Source organism: Yoonia sp. KMU-150 (genome assembly GCF_056858355.1).
This window is the reverse complement of record NZ_JBXEQF010000002.1, coordinates 235,124-261,455: the sequence shown is the minus strand read 5'-3', so window position 1 is coordinate 261,455 and position 26,332 is coordinate 235,124. Positions and strand designations below refer to the sequence as shown.

At 62.7% G+C, this 26,332-nt stretch carries 29 protein-coding genes and 1 riboswitch; of the genes, 5 read left to right on the top strand and 24 right to left on the bottom strand.

What is annotated here, in order from left to right; translation table 11 throughout:
• Positions 1-2 precede the first annotated feature (2 nt).
• A complete protein-coding gene (locus tag AC04PH_RS14085; RefSeq protein WP_483066452.1) occupies positions 3-380 on the top strand; it encodes a DUF2237 family protein in 378 nt (125 codons plus the stop codon).
• Here the strand turns inward: AC04PH_RS14085 and trpB are convergent.
• The 11 genes from trpB to AC04PH_RS14030 form a co-directional block, all read right to left on the bottom strand.
• On the bottom strand, positions 377-1,609 hold the full coding sequence (gene trpB, locus AC04PH_RS14080; protein ID WP_483066451.1) for a tryptophan synthase subunit beta: 1,233 nt from the start codon (positions 1,607-1,609) through the stop codon (positions 377-379). The genes AC04PH_RS14085 and trpB overlap by 4 nt on opposite strands.
• A gap of 122 nt (positions 1,610-1,731) precedes the next feature.
• The gene (locus AC04PH_RS14075; protein WP_483066450.1) at positions 1,732-1,953 is read right to left on the bottom strand and encodes an N-(5'-phosphoribosyl)anthranilate isomerase; all 222 of its coding nucleotides are present in this window, start codon (positions 1,951-1,953) and stop codon (positions 1,732-1,734) included.
• 43 nt (positions 1,954-1,996) lie between these two features.
• Positions 1,997-2,641 (bottom strand): phosphoribosylanthranilate isomerase, encoded by a 645-nt coding sequence (locus AC04PH_RS14070; protein WP_483066449.1) that lies wholly within the window; start codon positions 2,639-2,641, stop codon positions 1,997-1,999.
• A complete protein-coding gene (locus AC04PH_RS14065; RefSeq protein ID WP_483066448.1) occupies positions 2,638-2,988 on the bottom strand; it encodes a lipopolysaccharide assembly protein LapA domain-containing protein in 351 nt (116 codons plus the stop codon). The genes AC04PH_RS14070 and AC04PH_RS14065 overlap by 4 nt, the downstream gene beginning before the upstream one ends.
• Before the next feature lie 8 nt (positions 2,989-2,996).
• A complete protein-coding gene (gene ihfB, locus AC04PH_RS14060) occupies positions 2,997-3,278 on the bottom strand; it encodes an integration host factor subunit beta (RefSeq protein ID WP_483066447.1) in 282 nt (93 codons plus the stop codon).
• Positions 3,279-3,534: 256 nt separating this feature from the next.
• The gene (locus AC04PH_RS14055) at positions 3,535-4,599 is read right to left on the bottom strand and encodes a fatty acid desaturase (RefSeq protein ID WP_483066446.1); all 1,065 of its coding nucleotides are present in this window, start codon (positions 4,597-4,599) and stop codon (positions 3,535-3,537) included.
• An 80-nt stretch (positions 4,600-4,679) separates the two neighbouring features.
• Positions 4,680-5,027, bottom strand: coding sequence for a VOC family protein (locus tag AC04PH_RS14050; protein WP_483066445.1), 348 nt, complete (start codon positions 5,025-5,027; stop codon positions 4,680-4,682).
• Positions 5,028-5,176: 149 nt separating this feature from the next.
• Positions 5,177-6,859 (bottom strand): 30S ribosomal protein S1, encoded by a 1,683-nt coding sequence (gene rpsA / locus AC04PH_RS14045; protein ID WP_483066444.1) that lies wholly within the window; start codon positions 6,857-6,859, stop codon positions 5,177-5,179.
• A gap of 223 nt (positions 6,860-7,082) precedes the next feature.
• Positions 7,083-8,474 (bottom strand): KAP family P-loop NTPase fold protein, encoded by a 1,392-nt coding sequence (locus tag AC04PH_RS14040; RefSeq protein ID WP_483066443.1) that lies wholly within the window; start codon positions 8,472-8,474, stop codon positions 7,083-7,085.
• Positions 8,475-8,545: 71 nt separating this feature from the next.
• Positions 8,546-9,772: a lytic murein transglycosylase gene (locus tag AC04PH_RS14035; RefSeq protein ID WP_483066918.1), complete on the bottom strand. Its 1,227-nt coding sequence runs from the start codon at positions 9,770-9,772 to the stop codon at positions 8,546-8,548.
• A 4-nt stretch (positions 9,773-9,776) separates the two neighbouring features.
• Entirely contained in the window at positions 9,777-10,406 is a 630-nt protein-coding gene (locus AC04PH_RS14030; protein WP_483066442.1) for a CatA-like O-acetyltransferase, read from the bottom strand.
• Positions 10,407-10,470: 64 nt separating this feature from the next.
• Between AC04PH_RS14030 and AC04PH_RS14025 the strand changes: the two genes are divergently transcribed.
• On the top strand, positions 10,471-10,881 hold the full coding sequence (locus AC04PH_RS14025; protein WP_483066441.1) for a hypothetical protein: 411 nt from the start codon (positions 10,471-10,473) through the stop codon (positions 10,879-10,881).
• Between the two features lie 21 nt (positions 10,882-10,902).
• Positions 10,903-11,382 (top strand): hypothetical protein, encoded by a 480-nt coding sequence (locus AC04PH_RS14020; protein ID WP_483066440.1) that lies wholly within the window; start codon positions 10,903-10,905, stop codon positions 11,380-11,382.
• Here the strand turns inward: AC04PH_RS14020 and AC04PH_RS14015 are convergent.
• A complete protein-coding gene (locus tag AC04PH_RS14015; RefSeq protein ID WP_483066439.1) occupies positions 11,379-11,909 on the bottom strand; it encodes a hypothetical protein in 531 nt (176 codons plus the stop codon). The genes AC04PH_RS14020 and AC04PH_RS14015 overlap by 4 nt on opposite strands.
• Positions 11,910-11,989: 80 nt before the next feature.
• Positions 11,990-12,595 carry a (d)CMP kinase gene (locus AC04PH_RS14010; protein WP_483066917.1) on the bottom strand — a complete coding sequence of 202 codons (606 nt, stop codon included), beginning with the start codon at positions 12,593-12,595 and terminating at the stop codon, positions 11,990-11,992.
• Positions 12,596-12,660: 65 nt separating this feature from the next.
• Here AC04PH_RS14010 and bchE point away from each other — a divergent pair, with 65 nt between their 5' ends.
• On the top strand, positions 12,661-14,244 hold the full coding sequence (gene bchE, locus AC04PH_RS14005) for a magnesium-protoporphyrin IX monomethyl ester anaerobic oxidative cyclase (RefSeq protein ID WP_483066438.1): 1,584 nt from the start codon (positions 12,661-12,663) through the stop codon (positions 14,242-14,244).
• Here the strand turns inward: bchE and aroA are convergent.
• The 11 genes from aroA to miaB all read right to left on the bottom strand — a co-directional run bounded on the left by aroA (position 14,153) and on the right by miaB (position 25,244).
• Positions 14,153-15,505 carry a 3-phosphoshikimate 1-carboxyvinyltransferase gene (gene aroA / locus AC04PH_RS14000; protein ID WP_483066437.1) on the bottom strand — a complete coding sequence of 451 codons (1,353 nt, stop codon included), beginning with the start codon at positions 15,503-15,505 and terminating at the stop codon, positions 14,153-14,155. The two genes, bchE and aroA, sit on opposite strands and share 92 nt — an antisense overlap.
• A gap of 179 nt (positions 15,506-15,684) precedes the next feature.
• Entirely contained in the window at positions 15,685-16,410 is a 726-nt protein-coding gene (gene trmB, locus AC04PH_RS13995; protein ID WP_483066436.1) for a tRNA (guanosine(46)-N7)-methyltransferase TrmB, read from the bottom strand.
• 67 nt (positions 16,411-16,477) lie between these two features.
• Entirely contained in the window at positions 16,478-17,659 is a 1,182-nt protein-coding gene (metK, locus tag AC04PH_RS13990) for a methionine adenosyltransferase (protein WP_483066435.1), read from the bottom strand.
• Between the two features lie 7 nt (positions 17,660-17,666).
• A riboswitch (SAM-SAH riboswitch) is annotated at positions 17,667-17,715 on the bottom strand.
• Between the two features lie 35 nt (positions 17,716-17,750).
• Positions 17,751-19,235, bottom strand: coding sequence for an apolipoprotein N-acyltransferase (gene lnt / locus AC04PH_RS13985; protein ID WP_483066434.1), 1,485 nt, complete (start codon positions 19,233-19,235; stop codon positions 17,751-17,753).
• Positions 19,236-19,239: 4 nt separating this feature from the next.
• Positions 19,240-20,121 carry a hemolysin family protein gene (locus AC04PH_RS13980; RefSeq protein WP_483066433.1) on the bottom strand — a complete coding sequence of 294 codons (882 nt, stop codon included), beginning with the start codon at positions 20,119-20,121 and terminating at the stop codon, positions 19,240-19,242.
• A gap of 37 nt (positions 20,122-20,158) precedes the next feature.
• Entirely contained in the window at positions 20,159-20,644 is a 486-nt protein-coding gene (gene ybeY, locus AC04PH_RS13975; RefSeq protein WP_483066432.1) for an rRNA maturation RNase YbeY, read from the bottom strand.
• Positions 20,638-21,660, bottom strand: a complete 1,023-nt coding sequence (locus tag AC04PH_RS13970; protein WP_483066431.1) for a serine hydrolase domain-containing protein — start codon at positions 21,658-21,660, stop codon at positions 20,638-20,640. The genes ybeY and AC04PH_RS13970 overlap by 7 nt, the downstream gene beginning before the upstream one ends.
• Entirely contained in the window at positions 21,653-22,651 is a 999-nt protein-coding gene (locus tag AC04PH_RS13965; protein WP_483066430.1) for a PhoH family protein, read from the bottom strand. The genes AC04PH_RS13970 and AC04PH_RS13965 overlap by 8 nt, the downstream gene beginning before the upstream one ends.
• A 156-nt stretch (positions 22,652-22,807) precedes the next feature.
• Positions 22,808-23,140, bottom strand: a complete 333-nt coding sequence (locus AC04PH_RS13960; RefSeq protein ID WP_483066429.1) for a hypothetical protein — start codon at positions 23,138-23,140, stop codon at positions 22,808-22,810.
• 12 nt (positions 23,141-23,152) lie between these two features.
• A complete protein-coding gene (locus AC04PH_RS13955) occupies positions 23,153-23,713 on the bottom strand; it encodes an OmpA family protein (protein ID WP_483066428.1) in 561 nt (186 codons plus the stop codon).
• Positions 23,714-23,930: 217 nt separating this feature from the next.
• Complete coding sequence (gene miaB, locus AC04PH_RS13950; RefSeq protein ID WP_483066427.1) at positions 23,931-25,244, bottom strand: tRNA (N6-isopentenyl adenosine(37)-C2)-methylthiotransferase MiaB; 1,314 nt, start codon at positions 25,242-25,244, stop codon at positions 23,931-23,933.
• Between the two features lie 113 nt (positions 25,245-25,357).
• Here miaB and AC04PH_RS13945 point away from each other — a divergent pair, with 113 nt between their 5' ends.
• Positions 25,358-26,221: a glycosyltransferase family 2 protein gene (locus tag AC04PH_RS13945; RefSeq protein ID WP_483066426.1), complete on the top strand. Its 864-nt coding sequence runs from the start codon at positions 25,358-25,360 to the stop codon at positions 26,219-26,221.
• The last annotated feature ends 111 nt before the right edge of the window (positions 26,222-26,332 follow it).

Sequence of the window (26,332 nt, the reverse complement as noted above, 5' to 3'; positions counted from 1 at the left end):
CCATGGAAAAGGACGACCCCATCAACGTGCTGGGCGACCCGCTCACAACCTGTTCGACGGACCCCCTGACCGGATATTTCCGCGACGGGGCCTGCAACACCTGCGCCGCCGATACCGGCAGCCATACGGTCTGCGCCGTCATGACGGCGGAGTTTCTGGCCTATTCGAAATACGTCGGCAACGACCTCAGCACACCGCGCCCCGAATTCGGTTTCGCGGGGCTGAAACCGGGTGACAGCTGGTGTCTCTGCGCGTCGCGCTTTCTGCAAGCCCATGACGAGGGCTGCGCGCCGCAGGTCAACCTTGCCGCGACCCACAGACGCGCACTGGAGATCGTGCCGCTGGACATATTGCGCGCGCAGGCACTGGACGACAGCTAGGCGAAATCGCCCATCTCGAAGCCGAGGTGCTTGGCCACAGTAAAGATATCCTTGTCGCCGCGCCCGCACATATTCATCACCAGCAGATGATCGGCGGGGAGATCGGGCGCGATCTTCATCACATGGGCAAGCGCGTGTGACGGCTCCAGCGCGGGGATGATCCCCTCTTGCGCACAGCACAGCTGGAACGCCTCCAGCGCCTCCTTGTCGGTGATCGACACATATTGCGCGCGCCCGATCTCGTGTAGCCAGGCGTGTTCCGGCCCGATGCCGGGGTAATCGAGGCCCGCTGAAATCGAGAAACCTTCGAGGATCTGCCCGTCGTCGTCCTGCAGCAGATAGGTGCGGTTGCCGTGCAACACGCCGGGGCGACCACCGGTGAGCGAGGCGCAATGTTCCATCTTGGCGTTCACACCTTTGCCACCGGCCTCCACGCCGATGATGTTGACGCTCTTGTCGTCGAGGAAGGGAAAGAACAGCCCCATCGCGTTGGACCCGCCGCCGATCGCGGCGATGACGGTATCGGGCAGTCGCCCCTCGGCAGTCTGCATCTGTTCTTTGGTCTCTTTGCCGATGATCGCCTGGAAATCGCGGACCATCGCCGGATAGGGGTGCGGCCCAGCGACGGTGCCGATGCAATAGAACGTGTCGCGCACGTTGGTCACCCAATCGCGCAAGGCGTCGTTCATCGCGTCCTTCAACGTCCCGCGTCCGGATTTCACCGGCACCACTTCCGCGCCCAGCAGGCGCATGCGGAAAACATTGGGGGCCTGGCGTTCGACATCATGCGCGCCCATGTAGACGACGCATTTCAGACCGAACTTCGCGCAGACGGTGGCGGTGGCGACCCCGTGCTGCCCAGCGCCGGTTTCGGCGATGATGCGGGTCTTGCCCATGCGGCGGGCGAGGATGATCTGCCCAAGCACGTTGTTGATCTTGTGTGCGCCGGTGTGGTTCAGCTCGTCGCGCTTGAGGTATATCTTCGCGCCGCCCAAGTGCTGCGTCAGACGTTCGGCGTAGTAGAGCGGGCTTGGGCGGCCCACGTAATGCGTCCACAGGTCATGCATCTCGGCCCAGAAGCTGTCGTCTGTCTTCGCGTGTTCGTACTGCGCTTCCAACTCGAGGATCAGCGGCATCAGCGTTTCCGACACGAAGCGCCCGCCGAAATCGCCGAACCGGCCGTTTTCGTCCGGTCCGGTCATGAAGGAATTGAAGAGATCGTTTGCCATGGCCATGCCCCCTGCGCGTTGCCGGTCAGGATTAGCGTGAACACGCGAGAGGGTAAAGTACACAGCGTGCCGCCAAGACTTTTCCAAAAGTCTTGGCAAATTTCTTCGAAGAAATTTGTCGCTCAGTCGATCAGTCGCAACGCATCGCGATTACAGATCACAATGTACTGTCCGGCGTTCTCGATCGCGCGATACCCGCGTCGTCGGATTTCATTTTCAAACGTGCGGCGACCCACCAGCCGCTCGACATCGCGGACTTGCCGCCGGACGATACCGCCGTCACAGGCTGCCTTTGATGAGAACATCTGGCGCAGCCACCGGTCGGGCGTTACATGAATTGGCATTCGCGTCATGTGCATTGGTTACGGGATCACAGTAAACGCGTGGTTAACCACGCGCCGCCGCGCAAAAAGCGGCAATCAGCCCAGCATCCTTAACGCCCGGCGCACTCTCCACGCCGGAGGCCACATCGACCTGCCGCGCACCCGTCTGACGGATCGCTTCCGCGACATTCGCGGGCGTCAGCCCTCCCGCCAGCATCCAGGGGATCGGCCAGCGGCGTCCCTGCAGCAGTGCCCAGTCGAAGGCCAGACCGTTGCCGCCGGGCAGTACCGCATCCTTGGGGGCCTTGGCGTCGATGAGAATCTGGTCGGCGACCGGCAGATGCGCGTCGATCTCCGCCAGATCGGCCCGTTCCGAAACGCCCACGACCTTCATCACCGGCAGACCGTAACGCGCCTTGACCTGCGCGACACGCTCCGGACTTTCCTTACCATGCAACTGGATCATGTCCGGCGCAGCATCCGCCACGATAGTATCCAGCATGGCATTTTCCAGGTTTACTACGAGCGCAACCCGGGCGACGCCGACCGGGACGTCCGCACCCAATGCACTGGCCTCCGCGGGCGTGACGCTCCGCGGCGATTTTGCAAAGAAGTTGAACCCGAGATAACGCGCGCCGCTGTCCACGCTTGCGCGCACGTCCTGCGCCGTACGCAGTCCGCAGATCTTGACCGCGATGTCAGATGTCACCGAGGGCTGTCCAGCATCGCCAGCACGTCGTCATCGTGGCTCTTGTTGGCGGTCTTCAACCGCGCGACTTCGGTCTTCAGTTGATCGACCTCGCGCGCACGCGCACGGGCTTCGGCGCGGACACGATGCTCGCGCACCCATTCCCACAGGAATCCGATCAGCAGGCCCGCGCCCACCGCCAGAAAGATCACCACGAAGAGCGGCAGGCTGATGACCGGCGAAATCCCCAGCAGATCGGCAAGTGCGGACGGCATCGCCTGCAGCGTCACGATACCGCGGTTCGCCAGGCCGACCAGAACCAGACAAAGGCCGACGATGGCCCAGAAAATGTAGCGAATGGTATTCATCTGTCCTCTTAGCCGCCGTTCAGGCGGTCTCGCAGCAGCTTGCCGGTCTTGAAGAACGGCACGTGTTTCTCTTCGACGTTAACGGATTCACCAGTACGCGGGTTCCGTCCGATGCGCGAGTCGCGTTTCTTGACCGAGAACGCGCCGAAGCCGCGAAGTTCGACGCGGTCGCCCTTGGCCATCGCGCCGATGATTTCCTCGAAGATGGTATTCACGATTTTCTCGACGTCCCGCTGATAGAGATGCGGATTGGCGTCCGCGATTTTCTGGATCAGTTCCGACCGTATCATGATGGTGCCCCCCAAAGGCAGTCTTGGTATTCAGCGGGTCTTCGCGCGCCCGGCATTCCGCAACCTTAGCGACAAAAATCTGTTCACGAAATAGAAGCTATTGGGAAAACCCGGAAAAAGCGGCCACATTCCGCCCCCGCCCTGTCCCGCAATGCACCGGAAATCCGATCAGCGGAGCGATGCCGGAAAGTCGCAGGGTCGTCTTCGCCGGAAATATTCACCGATTCGCAGGCGCTGGCCGGACGCGCGCGGGCAATCAGACCGCGTGGGGTCGCAGGGCGTCCACCTCGGGCCGGTATGGTGTCGCGGTGGGTGGCAATTCAGGCACGATCACCGCCTTTTCGTCGCGCAACTGTCGGATCAGCACAGGCAGAAGGCGACGGAAGGTCACGATCATCGACGGGTCCGGCGTCGGCGTGTCGTGCCGGATCAGCGCGTGCAGCGCGGGCAAGTGGTAGTAGGGCACCATCGTGAACATATGGTGTTCCAGATGATAGTTCATGTTCAGATAGATAAACCGGCTGACCGGGTTCATCATCACCGTGCGGGTATTCAGCCGGTGGTCGGTCACATTTTCAGCCAGCCCCAGATGCTGGATGAGACCCGTCAGCACATGATGCCACGCACCATAAAGCCGCGGTAGCCCCACCAGCATCACCGGCAGCCACGACCCCAGCCAAAGTGCCAGCCCGACGACGGCAAGATGGATCGCCAAGGTGATCCGCGCGGCGCTGATGATCTTCGGGTGATCAGCAGCGCGCACATATGTCGCCTCATCCGGCAGAACACGCCCTGATGCGTGGATGATCATCCGTCGGATCAGATGGAAGGTATCGACCAGCCCTGCGAGGTTCAGCACGACACGCAGAAGGTCGGGCGGGCGCATCGCCACGATCTCCGGGTCGCGGCCCACGATGATCGTGTCGGTATGGTGGCGCACATGGCTCGCCCGCCAGGCATAAGGATTCCGCATCAGCATGAAGGACGCGATATGATAGACGACCGTGTTCTTCCACGGTGTCCTGAACGCGGTCTGGTGTCCGCATTCGTGCCAGCGCGCATCGGACGCGGAACCATAAAGCACCCCGTAGATCAGCCAGAACGGGGCCGACCACCACGACGGCCAGAGCCAGACGGCGATGGCCGCGGACACGATCATCCCGCCCAGCCAAAGCGCGGTGTCACGTGTGGCGATGGCGTCTGATTTCACCATAAGCGCGCGTATCGCCGCCGGGTCGACCCGCGTACGATACCACTTGGGTGCCGCCGGAACATCCGTCCGTGGCCCCGCCGGGCCAGTCAACGCATAGTTTTGTGTCATGGCGGCAACCCTAGGCAGGGTGCACAGCACCGTCCATTGAATTGTCCATATCGCGAGCGACTACCCTTACCGGTGCTTTTTCAGCGTCCGTCCAGCAAACCCACCGTGTTGCCCTCTGGATCGGTGAACTCGGCATAGCGCAGGCTCTCAAATCCGTCGATCCTCACAGGCTCCGGCACCGCGATCCCCACCTTGTCCAGCCGTGTGATTTCCGGTGCCAGTTCCGGCACGCGCAGGGTAACGGTGGTTTTGCCCTGCGCCTTGTCATTGTCGAGAACCTGAAACAGCACATCCTCCGTCAGGCTCCACTCGCGGCAGGAGGGCATTGGCTCCCGGTCCCACCGGCGTCCGATCAGACGGCTCCACCATTCCGACTGAGGCTCGAAATCCGCTGCATTGATACTCACAAAAATATCGTTGATCTCCATCGGTCTGCCCTTTCGGTTCATACAGTCGACACCAACAGAATGCAGACATCGGACAGGCGGTTCCGGATTGCCTACCACGGTCGGCACGCTGGACGAAAAAAGCCCCGCCATGCGGCGGGGCTTTTCCATCCGTACCACACGGCGGCGGGCTACTTGTCGTCGCCCTTCAGCGCCGCACCCAGGATGTCGCCCAGCGACGCACCGGAGTCGGAGGAGCCGAACTGTTCCACGGCTTCCTTTTCCTCGGCGATCTCGCGTGCCTTGATCGACAGACCCAGCTTGCGGGTCTTGCTGTCCACGTTGGTCACACGCACGTCGACCTTGTCGCCCACGCCGAAACGCTCGGGGCGCTGCTCGGCACGGTCGCGCGACAAGTCGGAGCGCCGGATGAAGGATTTCATGCCTTCATACTCGACCTCGATACCGCCGTCCTCGATCTTCGTCACCTCGACTGTGATGATCGAACCGCGCTTCACGCCGCCGATGGCTTCGGCAAAGGGATCGCCGTCCAGCGCCTTGATGGAGAGCGAGATGCGCTCCTTCTCGACGTCGACTTCCGCAACCTTGGCCTTCACCACGTCACCCTTACGGAAATCGCCGATGACATCTTCGCCACGGCCTTCCCATGTCAGGTCGGACAGGTGAACCATGCCGTCGATGTCGCCTTCGAGACCCACGAACAGACCGAATTCGGTGATGTTTTTGACCTCGCCCTCGACCTCTGTGCCCTCGGGGTGCGTCTCGGCAAAGACTTCCCATGGGTTGCGCTGCGTCTGCTTGAGGCCAAGCGACACGCGGCGTTTCACGGGATCGATTTCCAGCACCATCACCTCGACTTCCTGAGAGGTCGACACGATCTTGCCGGGGTGCACGTTCTTCTTGGTCCAGGACATTTCGGAGACGTGAACCAGACCTTCGACACCGGGCTCCAGTTCGACGAACGCACCGTAGTCGGTGATGTTGGTCACGCGGCCGGTGTGTGTGGAATCAAGCGCATACTTGGCCTGCACGGAATCCCATGGATCGTCCTGCAACTGCTTCATGCCAAGGCTGATGCGGTGGGTTTCCTTGTTGATCTTGATGACCTGCACCTTGATCGTCTCGCCGATCGACAGGATCTCGGAGGGGTGGTTGACCCGGCGCCATGCCATATCGGTCACGTGCAGCAGGCCGTCGACACCGCCCAGATCAACAAAGGCACCGTATTCGGTGATGTTCTTGACCACGCCGTCCACTTCCTGACCTTCGACCAGGTTGCCAATGACTTCGGCGCGCTGTTCGGCACGGGATTCTTCGAGGATCGCACGACGCGACACGACGATGTTGCCACGGCGACGGTCCATCTTGAGAATCTGGAACGGCTGCTTGAGGTTCATCAGCGGGCCGGCATCGCGCACGGGGCGCACATCGACCTGAGAGCCGGGCAGGAACGCGACGGCACCACCCAGATCGACGGTGAAACCGCCCTTGACGCGGCCAAAGATCGCGCCTTCGACACGCTCTTCGTCGGCATAGGCCTTTTCGAGACGATCCCAGGCTTCCTCGCGGCGGGCCATTTCACGGGAAATGACGGCTTCGCCGCGGGCGTTCTCGACCTGACGCAGGAACACTTCGACAGTGTCGCCCACGTTGATCTCGGCCTCTTCACCGGGATTCGCGAATTCCTTGAGGTCGACGCGACCTTCCATCTTGTAGCCGACGTCGATGATGGCCTGGCCTGCCTCGACGGCGATGACCTTGCCTTTGACGACAGACCCTTCGGCGGGTGTGTCCATTTCGAAGCTCTCGTTCAAGAGCGCTTCGAATTCGTCCATAGATACGTTGTTAGCCATGTGGCGTTGGTTTCCTAATCGTTTGTTTATACGGGCCGTGCGGTTGTCTCCGCCGGTCTTTGGGTTTCGGGTTGGTCGCGTGCCGATCATGGGCGCGGTGCGAACATAAAACAACAGGGCCAGCCTGCGCTGAACCCTGCTCAAGTCTCACATCCGCGCCTGTCTCGACGCTTTGACGAGGGTGCCTATACGGCGTTTGAGGCAGCGGGGCAAGGGTGTGGAATCAGTCAACATCCACTCGAGCAACGCTATGCACAGCTCTAAGAACACCCTCATGGATCGGAATAAATCTGCGCGCAAGATACATTATTTTCGCCCAATCATAGAGGCTATCAAATCTCGCCACGTCCTCCTCCGAGAGGAAATAACGATTTTTGTCCAATGTAAGCATTTCGCTAGAACCACTCTTCAGGAACCTATGGAGGCGACTATTCATTTTATCAGCATTATGAAAGTCAGAGTTCCTCTGGGCTTCGCTCCATTCATCCGCCAACAGAGGAGTCAAACGGGCGCGTGACAAATACTTGTCGGAAATTAGTTCTGGTCCGGCCACTTCTTGAAAACCTAAAAATACGAGAAGGGGGGCGTCGAGAGGAACGTTTCGATAACACCTTAACGCAAGCTCAACCCTCAATAGAATACTCTTAATCTGTCTCATCGACAGCCTACTGATGGGAGCAAGCACTTTAGCCAAATCCGCAGCGGCATTGATTGAAAAAGACTCATCATCCCCGTAAGGAACTTCAAGTGGCAGCCCCAGTGCCAGAGATTTTGCTGCTTGTCCCATTGCCTTTCCAGAATTCGGTAAATTCAGGCGAATGTCGATAAACTTATCTAAATACCTTTCACCAGTGATCAGCTTTCCGAACCGCTTTGCCGCAAGTCCTTCGAGGTAATCATCATTGACCATTAAGCAGAATATATAACCGTCGCGATTAAAGATTAGCTTCATTGCTTCAAGTAGCGCGATTGCATAGTCAGGATGACAGCGATCCAGTTCGTCAATCAGAATAACTAAACGCCCGGAATCATTACCGCTGGTTAGCGCCCTACGCAAAGCATCAAGTTGTTCGGGCAACTCCTTTACTCGCGCTCTTTCGGCGGCTAGTTGTGAGGCGATAATTTGCCCAGCAAATTTCGACATACCATCTCCAAACTCGGCCACAACTTTCTCAAGAACCTCCGAGTCTTTTGTCACTCCCACTAGCTTCTCTTCAAAAGCCTCGATGATTTCATCAGCGCCAGTCCGTAGCACAGTCTTCGCGACCGTCCGCGCCACAATACCTGTGTATTTCAGCCCAGCATCCTTGGCCTTTTCTACCGCGCTTTTTTCGTCTGTTCCAAGTGCGGCAACCAAAGCGCCGATAAATGTCACTACCGGATCACCGGAATGATCAGATAACTGGGCGTCAATCTCGATTACAACTTCACCTTCAGCCCGAAGATGCTCTGACCAAGCCTGACTAAAGAAAGTCTTGCCACGACCGAAGCCAGCCTCGATCGAAATGACCTTCGAGTCGTCGATCGACTGAACTAATCTGGTAAATGTCTCACCAACCTCGGAGATACCCAGCAGATCGCCCGCCCAAGGATTCGCTCTGTTATCTGCCATCATTGCCTCTATCCCTCACGAAATAGCGTTAGAAAATTTGTGCGAAGAAAGCACTTATGCGGAGTATCAGAATCTTACCGCGCCAGTGCCGCGACGATCCCGGCATCGGGCCAGCATGTCGCTGCCTGCCCGGTCGCTTCCTGCCAGCGGCCGATGCTGCGGCGGGTCTTGAAACCGGCCAGCCCATCGGCACCGCCGACATCGTGGCCCCGCGCCTCCAACCCACTCTGCATCGCGGCGACGTCGGCGCGGCGCATCCGGTCGATGGCACCCCAGGTCGCGGCGAAATCACCCACACCGTACTGAATGCGGTCGCCCACATGACCCACGAACAACGCATAGAGGTCGCTGTTGTTGTAGTCTTTCATCACATAGAAATTCGGCGTCACGATGAACGCGGGGCCGTTGCGCCCCGCCGGCATCATCAGGGACCCGCTCTGCGGCAATTCATGCGCCGGAAACGGATTGCCCGAAACACGGGTCACGCCCATCGCGACCCAATCGGCAATCGCGCGCGCCTGATCCGGCCCCTCCAGCGCGCAGGACACGTTTGCGGGCACCCGCACCTCGAACCCCCAGTCGCGCCCCGGCACCCAGCCGTGTTGCGCCAGATAGTTGCCGATGCTGGCCAGTGTATCCGCTTCCGATCCCCAGATATCCGCGCGCCCGTCGCCGGACCCGTCGGCAGCGTAGCGCAGAAAACTCGACGGCATAAACTGCGGCTGGCCCATGGCCCCGGCCCAACTGCTTTTCATCGCACTCTCGGGCACGTCGCCCCGCGCGGCGATCTGCAACGCCGCCACCAGTTCATCCGTAAAATATGCGGCGCGCGTGGACATGAACCCCTTTGTCCCCAACACCTCGAACACGTCGTAGGGGATCGACGCGCGGCCATAGGCGCTCTCCCGCCCCCAGATCGCCAGCACGATCCGCCCCGGAACACCAGTCGCGCGTTCGACGGCGGCCAGCGTATTCGCGTATGTCCGCGCCATCTGCCGCCCGACCGACGCCGCACCGCCGACGGTGTTCGCCGCGAAATACCGCCCCGGCGCGCCGAATTCCGACTGCCGCTGGACGGGTTGTGCCGTGGTACCGGGCGGCACCAGATCGGGCAGGTCCCAGTTTAACGTCACGCCATCGAAAGCCGCGTCGAAAACCACACGCGGCACGCCCGCGCTGCTGGCGCGCGGCCAGACGGTGCTTTCCAACCAGCCGCGAAACTGCGCCTCGACCGCGCGCCGGTCCTGCGCGTGCAAAAGCGTCGCACAGCAGACCAGCGCGATGGCCGCCGCGACAAGCATCACTCTATAAGCCATCGAGCGTCTCCTGCACGGTGCGGAAACAGGTCCCGACCTGTTCGCCGTCGACAAGCGCATGATGCACCTCCAGCGTCATCGCCATGTCCCACTGGTCGCCCTGATCCACAAACTTCCCCCAGGACACGCGGGGAATACAATCCTCGGGGCCCGGCATCGCGTTGTTGATGCTGGTATAGTCGAGCCACGGCATGCAGGACACATAGGCCAGATCGTCACGCTCGCCCTGATTGGCATCGAGGCCACCCCCGCGTGCCACCTGCGCGATATGGTCCGCGCAATCCGCATCGAAGCGGGCGAAATCCGGCTGAAACGGCACATAGCCATAGCCGAAACTGCCGCCGTCCTGCGGCACGGTCATCGACAGAGTGACGACGTCGTGCAGCACCACCGCATCGCCGCGAAACCGCATCCGCAGTTCGGGCACGCTGTGCAGCCCGGTCCCGATGGCGTAGAGGCACCCGCGATAGGGCGACACCCCGCGCGGCTTGGCTATGGTCAGCAGATGCGTCACGTCGATCCGGCTGGTGACGGCATAATGTGGCCTGTCATAGGTGCGAAACAGCGCGAATTGCGCCGCACGCGGCCAGCTTGCTAGATCGACTTTGGTTTCCGCCATGGCCCGCTCCGTCGTTTGGCGCTAACGTCTCACCAACGCCGCATCTGCGCAAGGAGACACCGCCATGACACTGCCCGAGGCGATGGCAACCCACGGCCCCGCGTGGCTGCAATACTGGCTTTACGTGCTGTTGCTGGGCGGTTTCATCCTGCCGCTAACTCTGCTGATCTGGAAGCAAAGCCGCCTGACCGCAGTGCTCGCCATAGCTGCGGGTGTGCTCAGCGCGCTCGGCGTGGATTATCTCTACGCGCGGATGGGCTACAGCAAGTTTCTGGGGATGCCGCATATCATCCTGTGGACGCCGCTTGTCGTCTGGCTGATCCATCAAATCCGGCGGCCCGACATGCCGGGCGCGCCGCGGGTGATCATGATCGCGATCTGCACGATCATCGTGATCTCGCTCGCTTTCGACTATACCGATGTGCTGCGCTGGCTGCTGGGTGACCGCACCCCCATCGTGCTGCCCGAAAGCTGAGCGATGGGGCTATGCCGGCGATTGGCTCCGGCACTGGTGTGCGCTTTCGCCATCGCCACCCTCTCTCCCACCGTGCGCGACGGTATCACCGACGGCTATGCTGGCGACAGTTTCTGGACACTGGACCCGATCGGCCGCATCGGGGTCATCGCGATCAGCGCCACGGGACTGATCCTGTTCTTTCTGATTCTCGCCACGTCGATCCGGCGGACGGGGCCACATACACCGGCGACATCCCTGACCTGGACGCTCGCGGGCACCGGCATCTACGCGCTGCTTCTCGCCGTCTCGCCACAAATATTCTACACATTCTACCGGACGATCTTTGCGGACCTGCCCGTCCAATGGGTCATCTTTCCCGATCAGATACCGGGCCGGTTGCGCACCGCCATCGACCTGCGCGCTCCCGGCACACTGTCCGACGATCTTGCCGGTGTCGGCTTTTGGGCAATCATCCCGTTCACACTTTGGCACTGCCGTGCCACGCGCGGGCGCGGCTAGATATCCTCGCCCTGATCCAGCAGGCGCTCCAGCAACTCCGCCTGCAGGCCGCCGCTGTCGCCCGCGCCGAACTGCACCGCCCCGCTGGAATAAAGCGTGCCGTAGGTCTGCGCGACGGTCACCGTCTGCGCCAGACCCGAAATCAACTGATCGCGCTGCAATTCCGCCAGCGGATGAATGAACACCCCCCACAGCCGCCCGCGTGCGATAGCGTAACGCGCATCAAGCGCACTGTCGAAATTCGCCTGCATCATCCGCTCCAAATCTTCGGGCGTCAGATCGGCCGCCGAACGGATCGGCACCATCGCCCGCATCCGGTTGGCCTGCGGGTCGGCCACGATCAGGACCGGCACGTCGTCGATGGTCAGTTGAATGCCCGCCCCGGTCACCTGCGCATCGGCATCCAGCGCCGACGCGATCTGCGCCATGCGTTCCAGCGTCATGGGCGTGGCATCCTGTGCTGCGGCGGGCAACGCGGCACCGACGATCATCAGCGCGGTCATCATAAGGCGTATCTGGCGAAGCATCGGCACGGTCCTCTCGTCGCTGCCGGAGCCTAGCGCGGCTTACCCGTCACACACCACAAAACCCTGCGTGAGCGTTTGTGTCAGCGCCGGGCTGCGACGACGGCAACCGCCGCCGCAACGGCCTGATCGATCGTCATGTCCGAGGTGTCGATCTCATGTGCATCCTCGGCGGCCAGCATCGGCGCCGTCGCCCGTTCACTGTCGCGCTTATCGCGCGCGATCACATCGGCCAGCACCTGATCATAGCTGATCGCATTGCCCCGCCCGTTCAGTTCCGCATGACGCCGCCGCGCCCGGCATTCAGGCGAGGCCGTGACGAACAGTTTCACCTCGGCCTGCGGGCAGATCACCGTGCCGATGTCACGCCCGTCCATCACCGCGCCACCGTCGCGGCGGGCAAAGTCGCGCTGAAACGCCACAAGCGCGGTGCGCACCTCTGGATTGACCGCGACCTCGCTTGCCGCCTGGGCCACCGCATGTGTGCGCAGATCGGCGTTTTCGAGGTCGGCGGGGTCAAGCGCGCGCGCCGCGTCCACCGCATCGGCACCGGCCAGCACCTTTGCACCAACCGCCCGATACAGCAGCCCGGTATCCAGATGCGCAAAACCGAAATGCGCCGCCACAGCCTTGGATACGGTGCCTTTTCCGGCAGCAGCCGGACCGTCGATCGCCACGGTAAAACTCATCATATCCCTCGCATCGTCTGCGGACGCACCGGGCCACTCTCGGAACCACATCCCGGAGAACCCCAATGCGCCTCACCCTGTTTCACCCCGCCCATACATCCATCGGCAGCCGTGTGCCAAAGGAAAATCTGCCGCCCTTTGGGCTGCTCTGCATCGGCGGCCCGCTGATCGACGCGGGTTTCGACGTGGCATTGGTCAACGCCGACCTCGGCCCGCTGGATCATGACGACAGCCTCGCCGCCGTCGTCGCCACCCGGCCCGACGCGATCCTGATCGGTCATTCGGGGTCGACCTCCGCCCATCCCACGGTCGTGAACATTGCCGCGCGGTTCAAGGCCGCACTCCCCGATGTCATCATCATCTACGGCGGCGTCTGGCCCACGTATCACTGGCAGGACATCCTGCGCGACTGCCCCGCCATCGACGTCATCGTGCGCGGCGAGGGCGAGGCCACCGCCGTCGCCTTGATGGCCGCGCTGAGTGCAAAGTCCGACCTGGCCCAGGTCAACGGCATTGCATACCGCCGTGATGGGCGGCCCCACGCGACTGCCCCCGCTCCGATGATCACGGATCTCTCGGCCTGCCGCATCGGGTGGGAGCTGATCGATTTCGCGCGATACGGCTACTGGGGCGGGCACCGCGCGGTGATCATGCAGTTTTCGCGCGGCTGCCCGCACCTGTGCACCTACTGCGGCCAGCGCGGGTTCTGGACAAAATGGCGCCATCGCGACCCCGTGGCCTTAGCCGCAGAAATCGCCTGGCTCCATCGCACCCACGGCGTGACGCTGATCAACCTGGCAGACGAAAACCCCACCACGTCACCCAAGGCCTGGCGCGCGTTCCTCGACGCGATGATCGCCGAAGACGTGCCGGTGCAGATCGTCGGCTCCACCCGCGCCGACGACATCGTGCGCGACCGCGATATCCTGCATCTTTACAAAAAGGCCGGCTGCATCCGCTTCCTGATGGGTCTCGAAGGCACCGACGCCGCCACGCTCGACACCGTCCGCAAGGGCGGCACCCGCGCCAAGGACCGCGAGGCGATCCAACTGCTGCGCGAACACGGCATCATCGGGCTCTGCACCTTCGCCATAGGCTTTGCCGAAGAAACGGATCGCGACTACTGGCACCTCCTGCGCCACCTGCTGCGCTATGACCCGGACCAGATCATGTCGGTCTTCGCCACCCCGCACCGCTGGACGCCATTTTTCGACACCGTAAAGGACCGCCGTGTGATCGAACCCGATCAGCGCAAATGGGACTACAAGCATCAGGTGATGGAGGTCCCCGCAGTCCCCTCCTGGCGCGTATTCCTCTGGGTAAAGCTGATCGAGATCACATTGCAGGCCCGCCCCAAGGCGATCTGGCGCACGTTCCTGCACCCCGATCCGCGCATCCGCCACGCGATGCGCTGGTACGCCCGTATGGGCCGCCGCGTGGTGCTGCACGAACTGCGCGACTGGCTGTCGCACCGCCGCCGCCCGGGCAAAACCGTCGCGGAATTCCTCGGCGCGGACCGCCTGCCCGAACAGGCGCTGGCAAAGCGGGCGCGACCTGCTAGCGGTTCACCCGCACGATCTGCGCTCCCAGCCCTGCCATCAACGGCTCGAACACCGGAAACGACGTCGCGATCGGGCTGCCGTCATTGACCGACATCGGCTTTTGCGTGGCCATGCCCATGACCATAAACGTCATGGCGATCCGGTGGTCCAGCACGCTGTCGACCTCGGCCCCGCCCGGCACGTTTCCGGCACCCAGCCCGGTGACGGTCCACCAGTCGGGTCCCTCTTCGACCGCGACCCCGGCAGCGCGCAATCCCTTGACCATCGCGTCGATCCGGTCGCTTTCCTTCACGCGCAACTCCTTCACACCCTGCATATCCGTCACGCCGCTGGCAAAGGCCGCGACGACCGACAGCACCGGATATTCGTCGATCATGCTGGCCGCCCGCGCCGGTGGCACCGCGATCCCTTTCATATCCGGCGAATAACGCGCGCGCAGGTCGGCCACGGGCTCGCCGCCTTCCTCGCGCATGTTCTCGAAGGTCAGATCCGCGCCCATCTCCTGCAACGTGAGGAACAGCCCCGCCCGTGTCGGGTTCAGCCCGATATTGGGCACCAGCACGTCGGAACCGGGCACGATCAGCGCCGCACAGACGGGAAAGGCGGCAGAGGACGGGTCACGCGGCACGGTAATATCCTGCGGCTGCAGTTCCGGCTGCCCGGTGAGCGTGATCACCCGCCCCTCCTCCGTCTCCTCCACAGTCAGGTCCGCCCCGAACCCCTGCAACATCCGCTCGGTATGGTCGCGGGTCGCTTCCTTTTCGATCACGACGGTCTGCCCCGGAGCGTTCAGCCCGGCCAGCAGCACCGCCGATTTCACCTGTGCGGAGGGCACCGGCACGGTATAACGCACCGGCACCGGGTCGATAGCACCCACCAGCGTCATCGGCAACCGCCCGCCCGCGCGCCCCACCGCCTGTGTGCCGAACAGCGCCAGCGGATCGGTCACCCGCCCCATGGGCCGCCCGTTCAGCGACGCGTCACCGGTGAACGTGACCGTGATCGGCGAGGTCGCCATCGCTCCCATGATCAAGCGCACCCCGGTGCCGGAGTTGCCGCAGTCGATCACCTGATCGGGTTCGGCGAACCCGCCGACGCCCACGCCCTGCACCGACCAGTTGCCGTCGCCGTGATCCGTCACCGTCGCCCCGAAGGCGCGCATTGCTTTTGCCGTGTCCAGCACGTCCTCGCCTTCCAGCAATCCGGTGATCCGCGTCTCGCCCACGCACATCGCACCCAGGATCAGCGACCGGTGCGAAATCGACTTGTCGCCGGGCACATGCGCTTCACCCTTCAAGGGGCCACAGGGGCGTGACGTCATCGGGATTGCGGTGCCGTGGCCGGACATGGGGCTGTCTCCATCTGTTCGCCAACCCTCTAGCGCAGGGTCGGCGGACGGTCCACCACACTGTCTATCACCTTGCCAAAAATACTCCCGCCGGAGGCACAGAGTTTCGCAGAAACTCTGCCTTCAAATCCTCGCCAGAGGATTTGTCCCAAATTCTTCGCGAAGAATTTGCACGCCCCTCAGACACGTCGGAATGTCAGATAGTGCGGCGTGCGCCCCTCGCGCAGCGCCTTCTGCTCATACCGCGTCGACAGCCAGTCGTCCCAAGGGTCGCGCCAGTCGGCGGGCCGCTCGGCCAGCCAGTCGAACCCGGCACGCGGCACCTCTTCCAATGTCTGGCGCACGTAATCCTCGATATCCGTCGCGACCCGCAGTTCCGCGCCCGGTTTCATAACCCGAAACAACGGGTTCAGATGTTCGGGCGTGACAAAGCGCCGGCGGTGATGCCGCTTCTTGGGCCATGGGTCAGGGTAGTTCAGAAACACCTTTGACAGGCACGCATCGGGCAGCACGTCGAACAGGTCGCGCACGTCGCCGGGATGCACGGCCAGGTTCGACACATCGGCCTTGCGGATCTTGCCCAGCAGCATCGCCACGCCGTTGATATAGGGCTCGCACCCGATCAGCCCGATCTGCGGGTTCAGCCCGGCCATATGCACCAGATGCTCGCCCCCGCCGAACCCGATCTCGAGCCAGACAGGCCGGTCGCCGAACAGGCTACTCAAATCAATCGGATCTCGGTCGGGGTTTTCCTCCCAGGTCACGGCACCGGGCGACAATGCGGCCAGATCCTCGTCCAGATAGGCTTCCTGGCTCTTGCGCATCCCCTTGCCCTTGAACCGGCCATAGAAGTTGCGCCAAGGCGCGCCGGACGGGTGGCGGTCGGAGGGGGTGTCTTTACTCATGGCGCGCGATGTAGCAAGGGCAGACCGCCTGCGCAATCTGCCCCCTCACCTCATCGTCTGTCCGTGATCAAACCGCGTTCTTCAACGCCGCGACCAGGTCCGTCTTCTCCCAAGAGAACCCACCGTCCGCCTCAGGCTCGCGCCCGAAGTGACCATAGGCCGCGGTGCGCGCATAGATCGGGCGATTCATGCCCAGATGCTCGCGAATGCCGCGCGGGGTCAGGTCCATCACCTGCGCGATGGCCTTTTCGACCGCCGCCGGGTCGACCTCACCGGTGCCGTGCAGATCGGCATAGATCGACAGCGGCTTGGCCACGCCGATGGCATATGACAGCTGGATCGTGCATTTCTCGGCCATGCCGGAGGCCACGACGTTCTTCGCCAGATAGCGCGCGGCGTAAGCGGCAGAGCGGTCCACCTTCGTCGGGTCCTTGCCGGAAAACGCGCCACCACCGTGCGGGGCGGCCCCGCCGTATGTATCCACGATGATCTTGCGGCCCGTCAGGCCCGCATCGCCGTCCGGCCCGCCGATCACGAAAATGCCGGTGGGGTTCACCCACCATTCGGTTTTCGCGGTGATCAACCCGTCGGGCAACACCTCGCGGATGTAGGGCTCGACAATCGCGCGGATATCGGCGCTGGTCTGGTGTTCGTGCTGGTGCTGGGTCGACAATACGATGGAGGTCACCTCCACCGGCTTGCCGTCGGCATAGCGCAGGGAAATCTGGCTTTTCGCGTCCGGGCGCAGCGTCGGCTCGGTGCCGTCCTTGCGGACCTCGGCCAGACGCCGCAGCACGGCGTGGCTGTACTGGATCGGTGCGGGCATCAGCGCGTCGGTCTCGGTCGTGGCATAACCGAACATGATACCCTGGTCGCCCGCCCCCTCGTCCTTGTCCTTGGCCGCATCGACGCCCTGCGCGATATGCGCGGACTGTTCGTGCAAAAGGTTCGTCACCTTGCAGGTGGCGTGGTGGAACTTGTCCTGCTCGTAACCGATGTCCTTGATGCAGTCGCGGGCGATGCCCTCGACCCGGCCCATATACTCGGCCAGTTTGTCCTTGGACGACAGGCCCACCTCGCCGCCGATGACGACGCGGTTGGTGGTGGCGAAGGTTTCGCAGGCGACACGTGCTTCGGGTTCCTCGGCCAGAAACGCATCGAGAATAGCGTCGGAAATCCGGTCGCATACCTTGTCGGGATGCCCCTCGGACACGGATTCCGAGGTGAATACATAGTCTTTTCTGCTCATGGGGTCGTGCTCCGATAAAGTTTGCCCGCCACGTCAGGAAGCCGTTGTGACGGGAATGATGATGGGTCGTTAGGTTGCGCTTTGCTGCTGGTCAACCCGTTTCGCGGCGTCCCCGCCACGCGAGTCCCCCGGCCAACAAAAGCATCACAGTCAGGACCGGGATATCCCCCGATTTTGTGTAAACTGTGGCGCGGGCCGGTTCGGGAAGAGGCAAATCAAGGAAACCGGCGGTATTGAGCGCGATCCGCCCCGTGATTCGACCCTTGGCGTCGATCATGGCGCTGACGCCTGTATTGGCGACCCGCACCATCGGCACGCCCTGCTCTATCGCGCGCAGCCGGGCCTGCGACAGGTGCTGGAACGGCCCGGCGTCCTTGCCGAACCACGCGTCGTTGGTGATCAGGATCATCGCGCGCGGGCGTTCATCGGTCCCGATTTCCTCGGCGAATATACCTTCGTAGCAGATCAGCGGGCGCACCGCCCCGATCCCCGTCACATCCATCAGCCGCGCAGTGGTCCCGGTGGAAAAACCGCCGCCCTGCGACGATGCGAATTGCGTGATCCCGGTCATACCCAGCAGCTCTCCGCCTGGAAAGTACTCGCCGAACGGCACCAGATGCTGCTTGTCGTAAAGCGTGTCGATCAGCCCGCCGCGACCAAGTTCCACGAAGCTGTTGTAATAGAGGCTTCCATCCCGACGATTGACGCCAAAGATCAGCGGCGCGCCCCGCGCCGCATCCGACATCTGTTCCAGATAGCTTTCGGAGTAGTTCAGCAATTCCGGGATCGCCGACTCGGGCCAGACCACCAGATCGGGCACGTCGCCCCCGCCCGTGTAGTCCAGCATCCGGTCGAAAAACACGCCGCTGTAGGCCGGGTCCCATTTCTGTTCCTGCGGGGCATTGGGCTGGATCAATCGCACGACCGGTGCCGCGGGATCTGCGGCAGGGGCAGGCCCCGGCGCCAGAACCGGCCAAAGCCCTGCGGCAATCAAGGCAATCGCCGCACCCTCGCGCCGCGATCCGCGTAGCAAAGCGGCGATGGCGAAGGCAGCAAGGCAAACCAGCCCGGTCAGCAGATGCGGCCCGCCGAAAGCTGCCAGTTGCGCATAGGGCGTGTCGATCAGCACATGGCCCAGCAAGCCCCAGGGGAACCCGGTCAGGATCAGCGATCGCGCCGCCTCGACCAGCGCCAGCAGCAGCGCGAAAAGCGACACGCTACCGGGCCGCAGCCGCCACGCGACCCCGGCGGCAAGGGCCCAGAACAGTGCCGCACCGCCCGCCATGAACAGCAGCGCAAAAGGTGCCATCCACCCGTCGCGCTCTGCATGCACCATGAAGGGTGCCACGATCCAGCGCAGGGTCAGTGCAAAATATCCCGCGCCCAGCGCCCAGCCAAGCCAGACAGCGCCCCGCACCCCGGTCATGGATTTGTAAAGCGCGAACACACCGCCCAGCGCCAGCACCGTCAGCAGCGGCTGGCCTGTGGGCGCATGCCCCAGCCCGGCCACCGCACCGGCCAGCAAAAGCAGGCCACCACGCAAGGCCCAGTGCAATCCGGCCAGCCGGTCGAACACGGGGTCAGCCGTCCTGTGCGTGCGGCATCCGCACCCGCAGCCTCTTGATCCGGCGGGCGTCGGCGTCGATCACCTCGAACTCCGGGCCGCCCGGATGCACGATCACCTGCCCCCGCGCAGGCACAGCGCCCGACAGCATGAACACCAGACCGCCCAGCGTATCGACCTCTTCCTCGTCGATTTCGTCATGCGAGGTCAGGTCCATCCCGATCTCGGCCTCGAAGGCCTCCAGCGGTGTTTTTGCGAGCGTCATATAGACGCCCGGGCTTTCCAGCACCCAGCCCTTTTCCTCGGCGATATCGTGTTCATCCTCGATCGCGCCGACGACCTGTTCGATCAAGTCCTCGATCGTGACCAACCCGTCGGTGCCACCGTATTCGTCGATCACCAGCGCCATATGGCTGCGCTCGGCCTGCATCTTCTGCAGCAGCACGCCCAGCGGCATCGACGGCGGCACGAACAGCAACGGGCGCAGCATCTCGGCCAGATCAAAGCCGTTGCCGTTTTCGGCAAAGCTGTAGCGCAGCGCGAAATCCTTCAGGTGAATGAAACCCAGCGGCGTATCCAGTGTCCCGTCAAAGACCGGCAGCCGCGTCAGCCCCTTTTCGCGAAACATCGCGATCGTATCTTCCTTGGTCGCCGTGACCGGCAGCGCCACGATATCGGCCTTTGGCACAGACACCTCTTCGACCCGCATCCGGCGCAGGTTCAACATCCCGGGCATCGGCCCCTGCATCGCAGGCGCGTTGGTCACCGGCGTCTCGATGTCGGCGGCAGGGGTCAGGGCTTCGAAAATACGCGACAGGAAACCGCGATTTTCGGGGGGTATGTCATCCTCTTGCGCGCTCTGCGCCGCACTAGAGGATCCGTCAGTCGTGTCGCCCATTCTCTCCTGCCTTTGTCGTGCCCCTGCGGGCGGTAGCCTAATATGGGTCAGGCAGACCCATTTTGCCAAGTATCTCCGTCTCCAGACTCTCCATCAGCGTGGCGTCTCCGTCACGCACATGGTCATAGCCCAGCAGATGCAGCACCCCGTGCACGATCAGATGCGTCACATGATCGGCCAGCGGCTTGCCCGCGTCCCGCGCCTCTCTTGCGCAGGTCTCGAAGGCAATCGCAATATCCCCCAGTTCCGGCTCGGCGGGATCCGGCGAAAGCGGGGCCTCGCCCTCTGTCACGGCACCGCGCTCCTCGGACGGCCAGCTCAGCACATTGGTGGGCTGTGATTTGCCCCTGAAATCCGCGTTCAGCGCGGCAATCCGCGCGTCGTCGCACGCCAGCACGGCGATCTCGAACACTGAAGGCTCCAGCCCCAACCGCTCCAGCGTGGCCACGGCGGCGGCTTCGGCCAGCGGCTCAAGCGGCAGCGCGTCCCAATCGCCGCTTTCGATGTTGAGGTCGATCAGCATGTGGCGCAGGCGTCGAACAGCGCCTGAAAGGTCAGGTCGAGGTCGGCATCTTCATCCGTGGACAACAGGACCGCGATGTCACCTGTCTTTTGCCGGAAACGCACGTCGGCCCCATACCCCAGATCGCCGCCGCTGTGGCCATAGACGCGGCCCAGATCGGGGTCGGTCTCGAACCCGATCCCCATGCCGTATCCCTCACCCATCGGATCCTCCAGCATCCGCCGCAGGCTGCCGGCGGACACCAGTGTGCGCTCACCCAGCAAAGCGCGGTAGAACGCGGCCACGCCCGCTGCGGTCGTGACGATGGCCCCATCGGCGAACCCGGGGTCGGTGTAGTACTGCCCGGTTTGCTTGTTCGTCAGGCTTTGCGCCAGATTCTCGGGGGCCGCCCGCGTGCCGATCACAAAGGCCGCATCGTCACCGATAACATCAAAGATATTATCCTGCAGATAACCACCGAACGATTGCCCCGTCACCGTTTCGATCAAAAGCTGAGCCAGCACGTAGTTGGTGTTGCTGTATTCAAAACCGGTTCCGGGCGCGAACGACCGCTTCTGCGCCGAAGCAGCGGCGACCACATCGTCAACCGTGACCCGACCCGCGATATCGAGATCGACGAAGTCGCCGTCCAGATAGTCCGGCAATCCGCTGGTCATCGTAAGCAGCATCGCTGGCGAGATATCGTCCAGCCCGCCGGTGGCGTCAAATTGTGGCAGGTCCAGATAGTCGGATAGCGGCGCGTCGACATCGACAAGACCCCGTTCGCTCAACTGCATCACGGCCACCGCCATATAGACCTTCCCCAGCGATGCCGTCAGGAACAGATCGTCCGCCTGCACAGCCCGTCCACCGGGCCGCAAACGGCCGGAGGTTTCAACTTGGGCGTCGCCCCCGGTTTCAACATAAAGCACATGCGCCGGGCCGTCCGGGTCCACTGTGAGAAGTGTCTGCGCGTAACCCGGTGATGCGGCAAAGACGACCAGCCACAGCGCCAGCCCGCGCCACAGGCTAAACATTCCCGTCCGCCTCATACGCCTCGATGATCGCGGCGACGAGCGGATGGCGCACCACATCCTTGGCGGTGAAATAGTTGAAGCTGATCTTCGGGATGGATTTCAGCAACCTCTCCGCATCCCACAGCCCGGAATTCACACCGCGCGGCAGGTCGATCTGCGTCCGGTCCCCGGTAATCACCATGCGCGACCCCTCGCCCAGCCGGGTCAGGAACATCTTCATCTGCATGGTCGTAGCGTTCTGCGCCTCGTCCAGCACGACAAAGGCGTTGGACAGCGTGCGCCCCCGCATAAATGCCAGCGGCGCTATCTCGATGATCTTTTCCTCCATCATCCGCGCCAGTTGCTTGCCCGGCACGAAATCGTTCAGCGCGTCGTAAAGCGGCTGCATATAGGGGTCGACCTTGTCCTTCATGTCGCCGGGCAGATAGCCCAGCTTCTCGCCCGCCTCGACAGCCGGGCGTGACAGGATGATCTTGTCCACCTTGCCGTTGATGAACATATTCACGCCCACGGCGACCGCCAGATAGGTCTTGCCCGTGCCCGCAGGCCCGATGCCGAAGGCCAGTTCCTTGTCGAACAGCGCCTGCACATAGGCCTTCTGCGCGTCGGTGCGCGGCTCAATCAGCTTCTTGCGCGTCTTGATCTCGACCGGCAGCGACAGATCGCCGCCCTTGAACAGCGCAGGCTGCTCCGGTGGCGCGGGGGTCATGCGCAACGCGCCGTCCACGTCGCCGCTTTCCACGGTCTTGCCCGCCTCAAGCCGGCTGTATAGCGATTGCAGCACCTCCACCGCCTCACGGCGCGGCGCCTCCTCGCCGATAACGGCAAGCTGGTTGCCCCGGCGCAGGATCTGCACCGAAAGCCGGTCTTCGATGGTGGCAAGGTTGCGGTCGAATTCACCGCAGAGGTCGATCAACAGATAGTTGTCGGGAAATTCGATCAGCGATTCCGCAATGTAGGACGCTGCAATCGTCGGTGCACCTGTGGCCAATCATGTCTCCTTTGCCCGCTCGGGGCGTTGATATCTTTATGGTGACGCCAACCCGCCCCGCGCGCAAGCAGTGGCAGGCGCATGTCACAGGATTAAGAACGCAAATGGCCGCGGTCTGCACCGCGGCCATCGCCATATAGTCTGTCCTGCCGGAATTTACAGCGGATCGGGAATGTCCGTACCTTCGCGGAACGGCCCCGTCGCCGTGTTCGGCGGCGCGATACCGGTGCAGACCGGACGGCCATCGGGCGTCAGACGCTCCGACAGGTATCCTTCGATCCCGTCGTCGATGATCCAGTGGTCGCAACCGTTCGGATCGACCCAGACACCGGCCACAAGCTGGCTCAGGTGCTTGGAGTCGCGGCCCGCGTCAAAGGACCGTTCGGCCCCTGTCCGCTCGCCGCCCTCGATCGCGGAGACGATGACTTCGGCACAGGCGGAAAGCGAGAGACCCGCGGTCAGCAGTGCAGTGACTTTAAGCATTTTCATCTGTTCTGCTCCTTACCGTAGGCAAATGATTTCGACGCGGCGGTTCTGACGATACGCCTCGTGCGAGTTGCCGGCGACCGCCGGACGACGCTCGCCGAAACCGCGGCTTTCGATCACACGCTGGCCGGCGGCCTGTGCGATGCTCGCGACCATATCGGCCCGGCGCTGCGACAGGCGCATGTTGTATTCATCCGATGCGCGGGCGTCGGTATGACCGTAGATCAGGAAGCCGGTCGCGTTGGCGTTCTGGAAGAACTGCATCAGCGACGCCTTGGCGGCATCGGACACCCACGGCTCGTCCGTCGCGAAAAGCGTGTCCGAAGGGATCACGCCACACACTTCCTGACGGCGGCATACCGGGCTGCCGTCGCGGTTGCGGTGCGGCGACATGAACCCCTCGAACCCGTCGTCGAACACCCAGTGCTCGCACCCGTCCGGGTCGATCCAGATTGTCGGCGTATATTCCTCGCCCACGATGGTCTGCTGCGCCTGCACCGGTGCCGTCATCATCATCGTCAGCGCAACCGCCGCCGATGCCATCACGGATACCGTTTGCGAGACTGTCTTTGTCATCAAATTCGCCACGATTATTCCCTCGCTTGTTCGCGCACCCCCGGATGGCAGTGCCGCCCCTCGCTGTTCACACAGTATTGCCGTATTCTTAACAAGATTGAGCAACAATAAAAGAACAAATAGCCATATATTGTGTCTATTCGCGCAACAGTTAAGGTTAACCGCGCCGATTGGTCCTGTGGATAAATCAAACGGGTGGGCGTCAGGTGACGCAGCGTCAGGCCGCCTGCAACCTACCGGCGAGCGAATTGGGGCTGGATGCAATGATTCTGACCGGCTGCACCGTGCCCAGAACGCTCTCGGGCGCGTCGGCATAGACCGCGTGCAGATACTCCGACTTGCCGATTATCTGCCCGTCTTCGCGCCCCGCCTTTTCGAACAGAACCTTCACGTCGCGTCCGACCATCGCGTTCTGCGTCGCCCGCTGCTGCTCGCGCAGTAGGGCCTGCAACCGCTGCAACCGGTCGTTCATCACGTCCTCGGGCAGTTGCGGCTTTTCCGCCGCCGGGGTGCCGGGCCGGGTGGAATACTTGAACGAATAGGCCTGCCCGTAGTGGACCTCCGCGATCAGATCGAGCGTCGCCTGGAAATCCGCATCCGTCTCACCGGGGAAGCCCACGATAAAATCCCCCGACAGCAGCAGATCGGACCGTGCATCGCGGATCCGTTCAATGAGCCGGATGTAGCTTTCTGCGGTGTGCTTGCGGTTCATCGCCTTCAATATCCTGTCGGACCCTGATTGCACCGGCAAATGCAGATAGGGCATCAGTTTCCCGCAGGTGCCGTGTGCCTCGATCAAGGCGTCGTCCATGTCGTTGGGGTGGCTCGTTGTGAACCGGATGCGCGCCAGTCCGTCGATCTTGTCCAACGCCCAGATCAGCCCCGCCAACCCCTGCGAGTGGCCATGATAGGCGTTCACGTTCTGGCCCAGCAGCGTGATCTCGCGCACGCCGGCATCGACCAGTTCCTGCGCCTCGCGGATGATCCGGTCGGCGGGGCGCGACACTTCGGCCCCGCGCGTGTAGGGCACCACACAGAAAGCGCAGAACTTGTCGCAGCCTTCCTGCACGGTCAGAAACGCCGTCGGCCCGCGTTTCGCCTTGCCGCGCCCTCGCAGCGTATCGAACTTGTCGTCTTCGGGGAAATCGGTGTCCAGCGCCTTGGCCCCGGTCTGGATCGCGTCGTCCATCGCGGGCAACCGGTGATAGCTTTGCGGCCCCACCACCAGATCGACCAGCGGCTGGCGGCGCATGATCTCCTCACCCTCCGCCTGCGCGACACAGCCCGCAACGCCGATCTTCAGATCGGGCTTCTCCGCCTTCAAATCCTTGTAGCGCCCCAGCTCCGAATAGACCTTCTCCGCCGCCTTCTCGCGGATATGGCAGGTGTTCAGCAGGATCATATCCGCATCGTCGGGGCTTTGCGTCTCGACGTATCCCTTGCCGCCCAGCGCCTCGGCCATGCGCTCACTGTCGTAAACGTTCATCTGGCAGCCGTAGGTCTTGATAAACAGCTTCTTGGGCGTGGTCATGGCGGCACCGATCTGTCGGGGTGGAATGCGCGGCTTGTTAGCGCGGGCGCGGGCCGCTTGCAATGCAGGGCCGTTTCACGGACAAACGGGAAAACCGCCCAGCACCCGGTCCCATGTCCCACCCGACCCTCGCCACTTTCCTGCGTGACAGCAAAACCGTCCTCGCCAAGGGGCCGATCGCGCTTGTGCTGCTCGAAGACGGTGTCGAGGCGGAGTCGACCGTCACGCACCACCTTGATTGCGGCTTTCGCAGTGTGATCGCCGTGGGCGCGTCTGACATCGTACTGGACGCGCCTGAAGACGCCCGCGTGCACCGGGTCGATCACGACATGCTGTCCGAAAATGCGCTCTGCGATGTCGTCAACGCGGTCATCGCCGCCGCACCGGGCCAATGGCTCTACTACTGCTACAACGGCGAATACCTGTTCTACCCCTTCTGCGAACACCGCAGCGTCGGCGAGATGATCGCCTTCAGCATGGAGGAACGGCGCGCGTCGATCATCACCTTCGTGATCGACCTCTACGCCACCGACATCGACGCCGCACCCAACGCCGTTTCCCGTGACGACGCGCATCTGGACAAGACCGGCTACTACGCGCTGGCCCGCCACGACAAGGAGGCGGGCTATCTCGACCGGCAACTGGATTTCTTTGGCGGGCTGCGCTGGCGTTTCGAAGAACACGTCCCCTACGAGCGACGGCGGATCGACCGTGTCGGTCTGTTCCGCGCGAAACCGGGGCTGAGACTGCGGCCCGACCACACTTTCGACGATGCCGAATACAACACCTACGCCTGCCCGTGGCACAACAACGTGACGGCGGCGATCTGTTCGTTCCGCACCGCCAAGGCGCTGAAACGCAATCCCGGCTCCGCCGCCGCAATCGGCAGCTTCACCTGGCGCAACTCCGACCGCTTCACCTGGTCGTCACAGCAATTGCTCGACCTCGGCCTCATGGAAACCGGACAGTGGTTCTGAATAAAGCGCTGTGCAATTGCACTGCAAAGCTCCAGGCGAGTGCACTGAACGAAGGAACTGCAACACCAACGCTTGCCACGAGGGACAGCGCCGAACCGCGGGGTGGCGCCA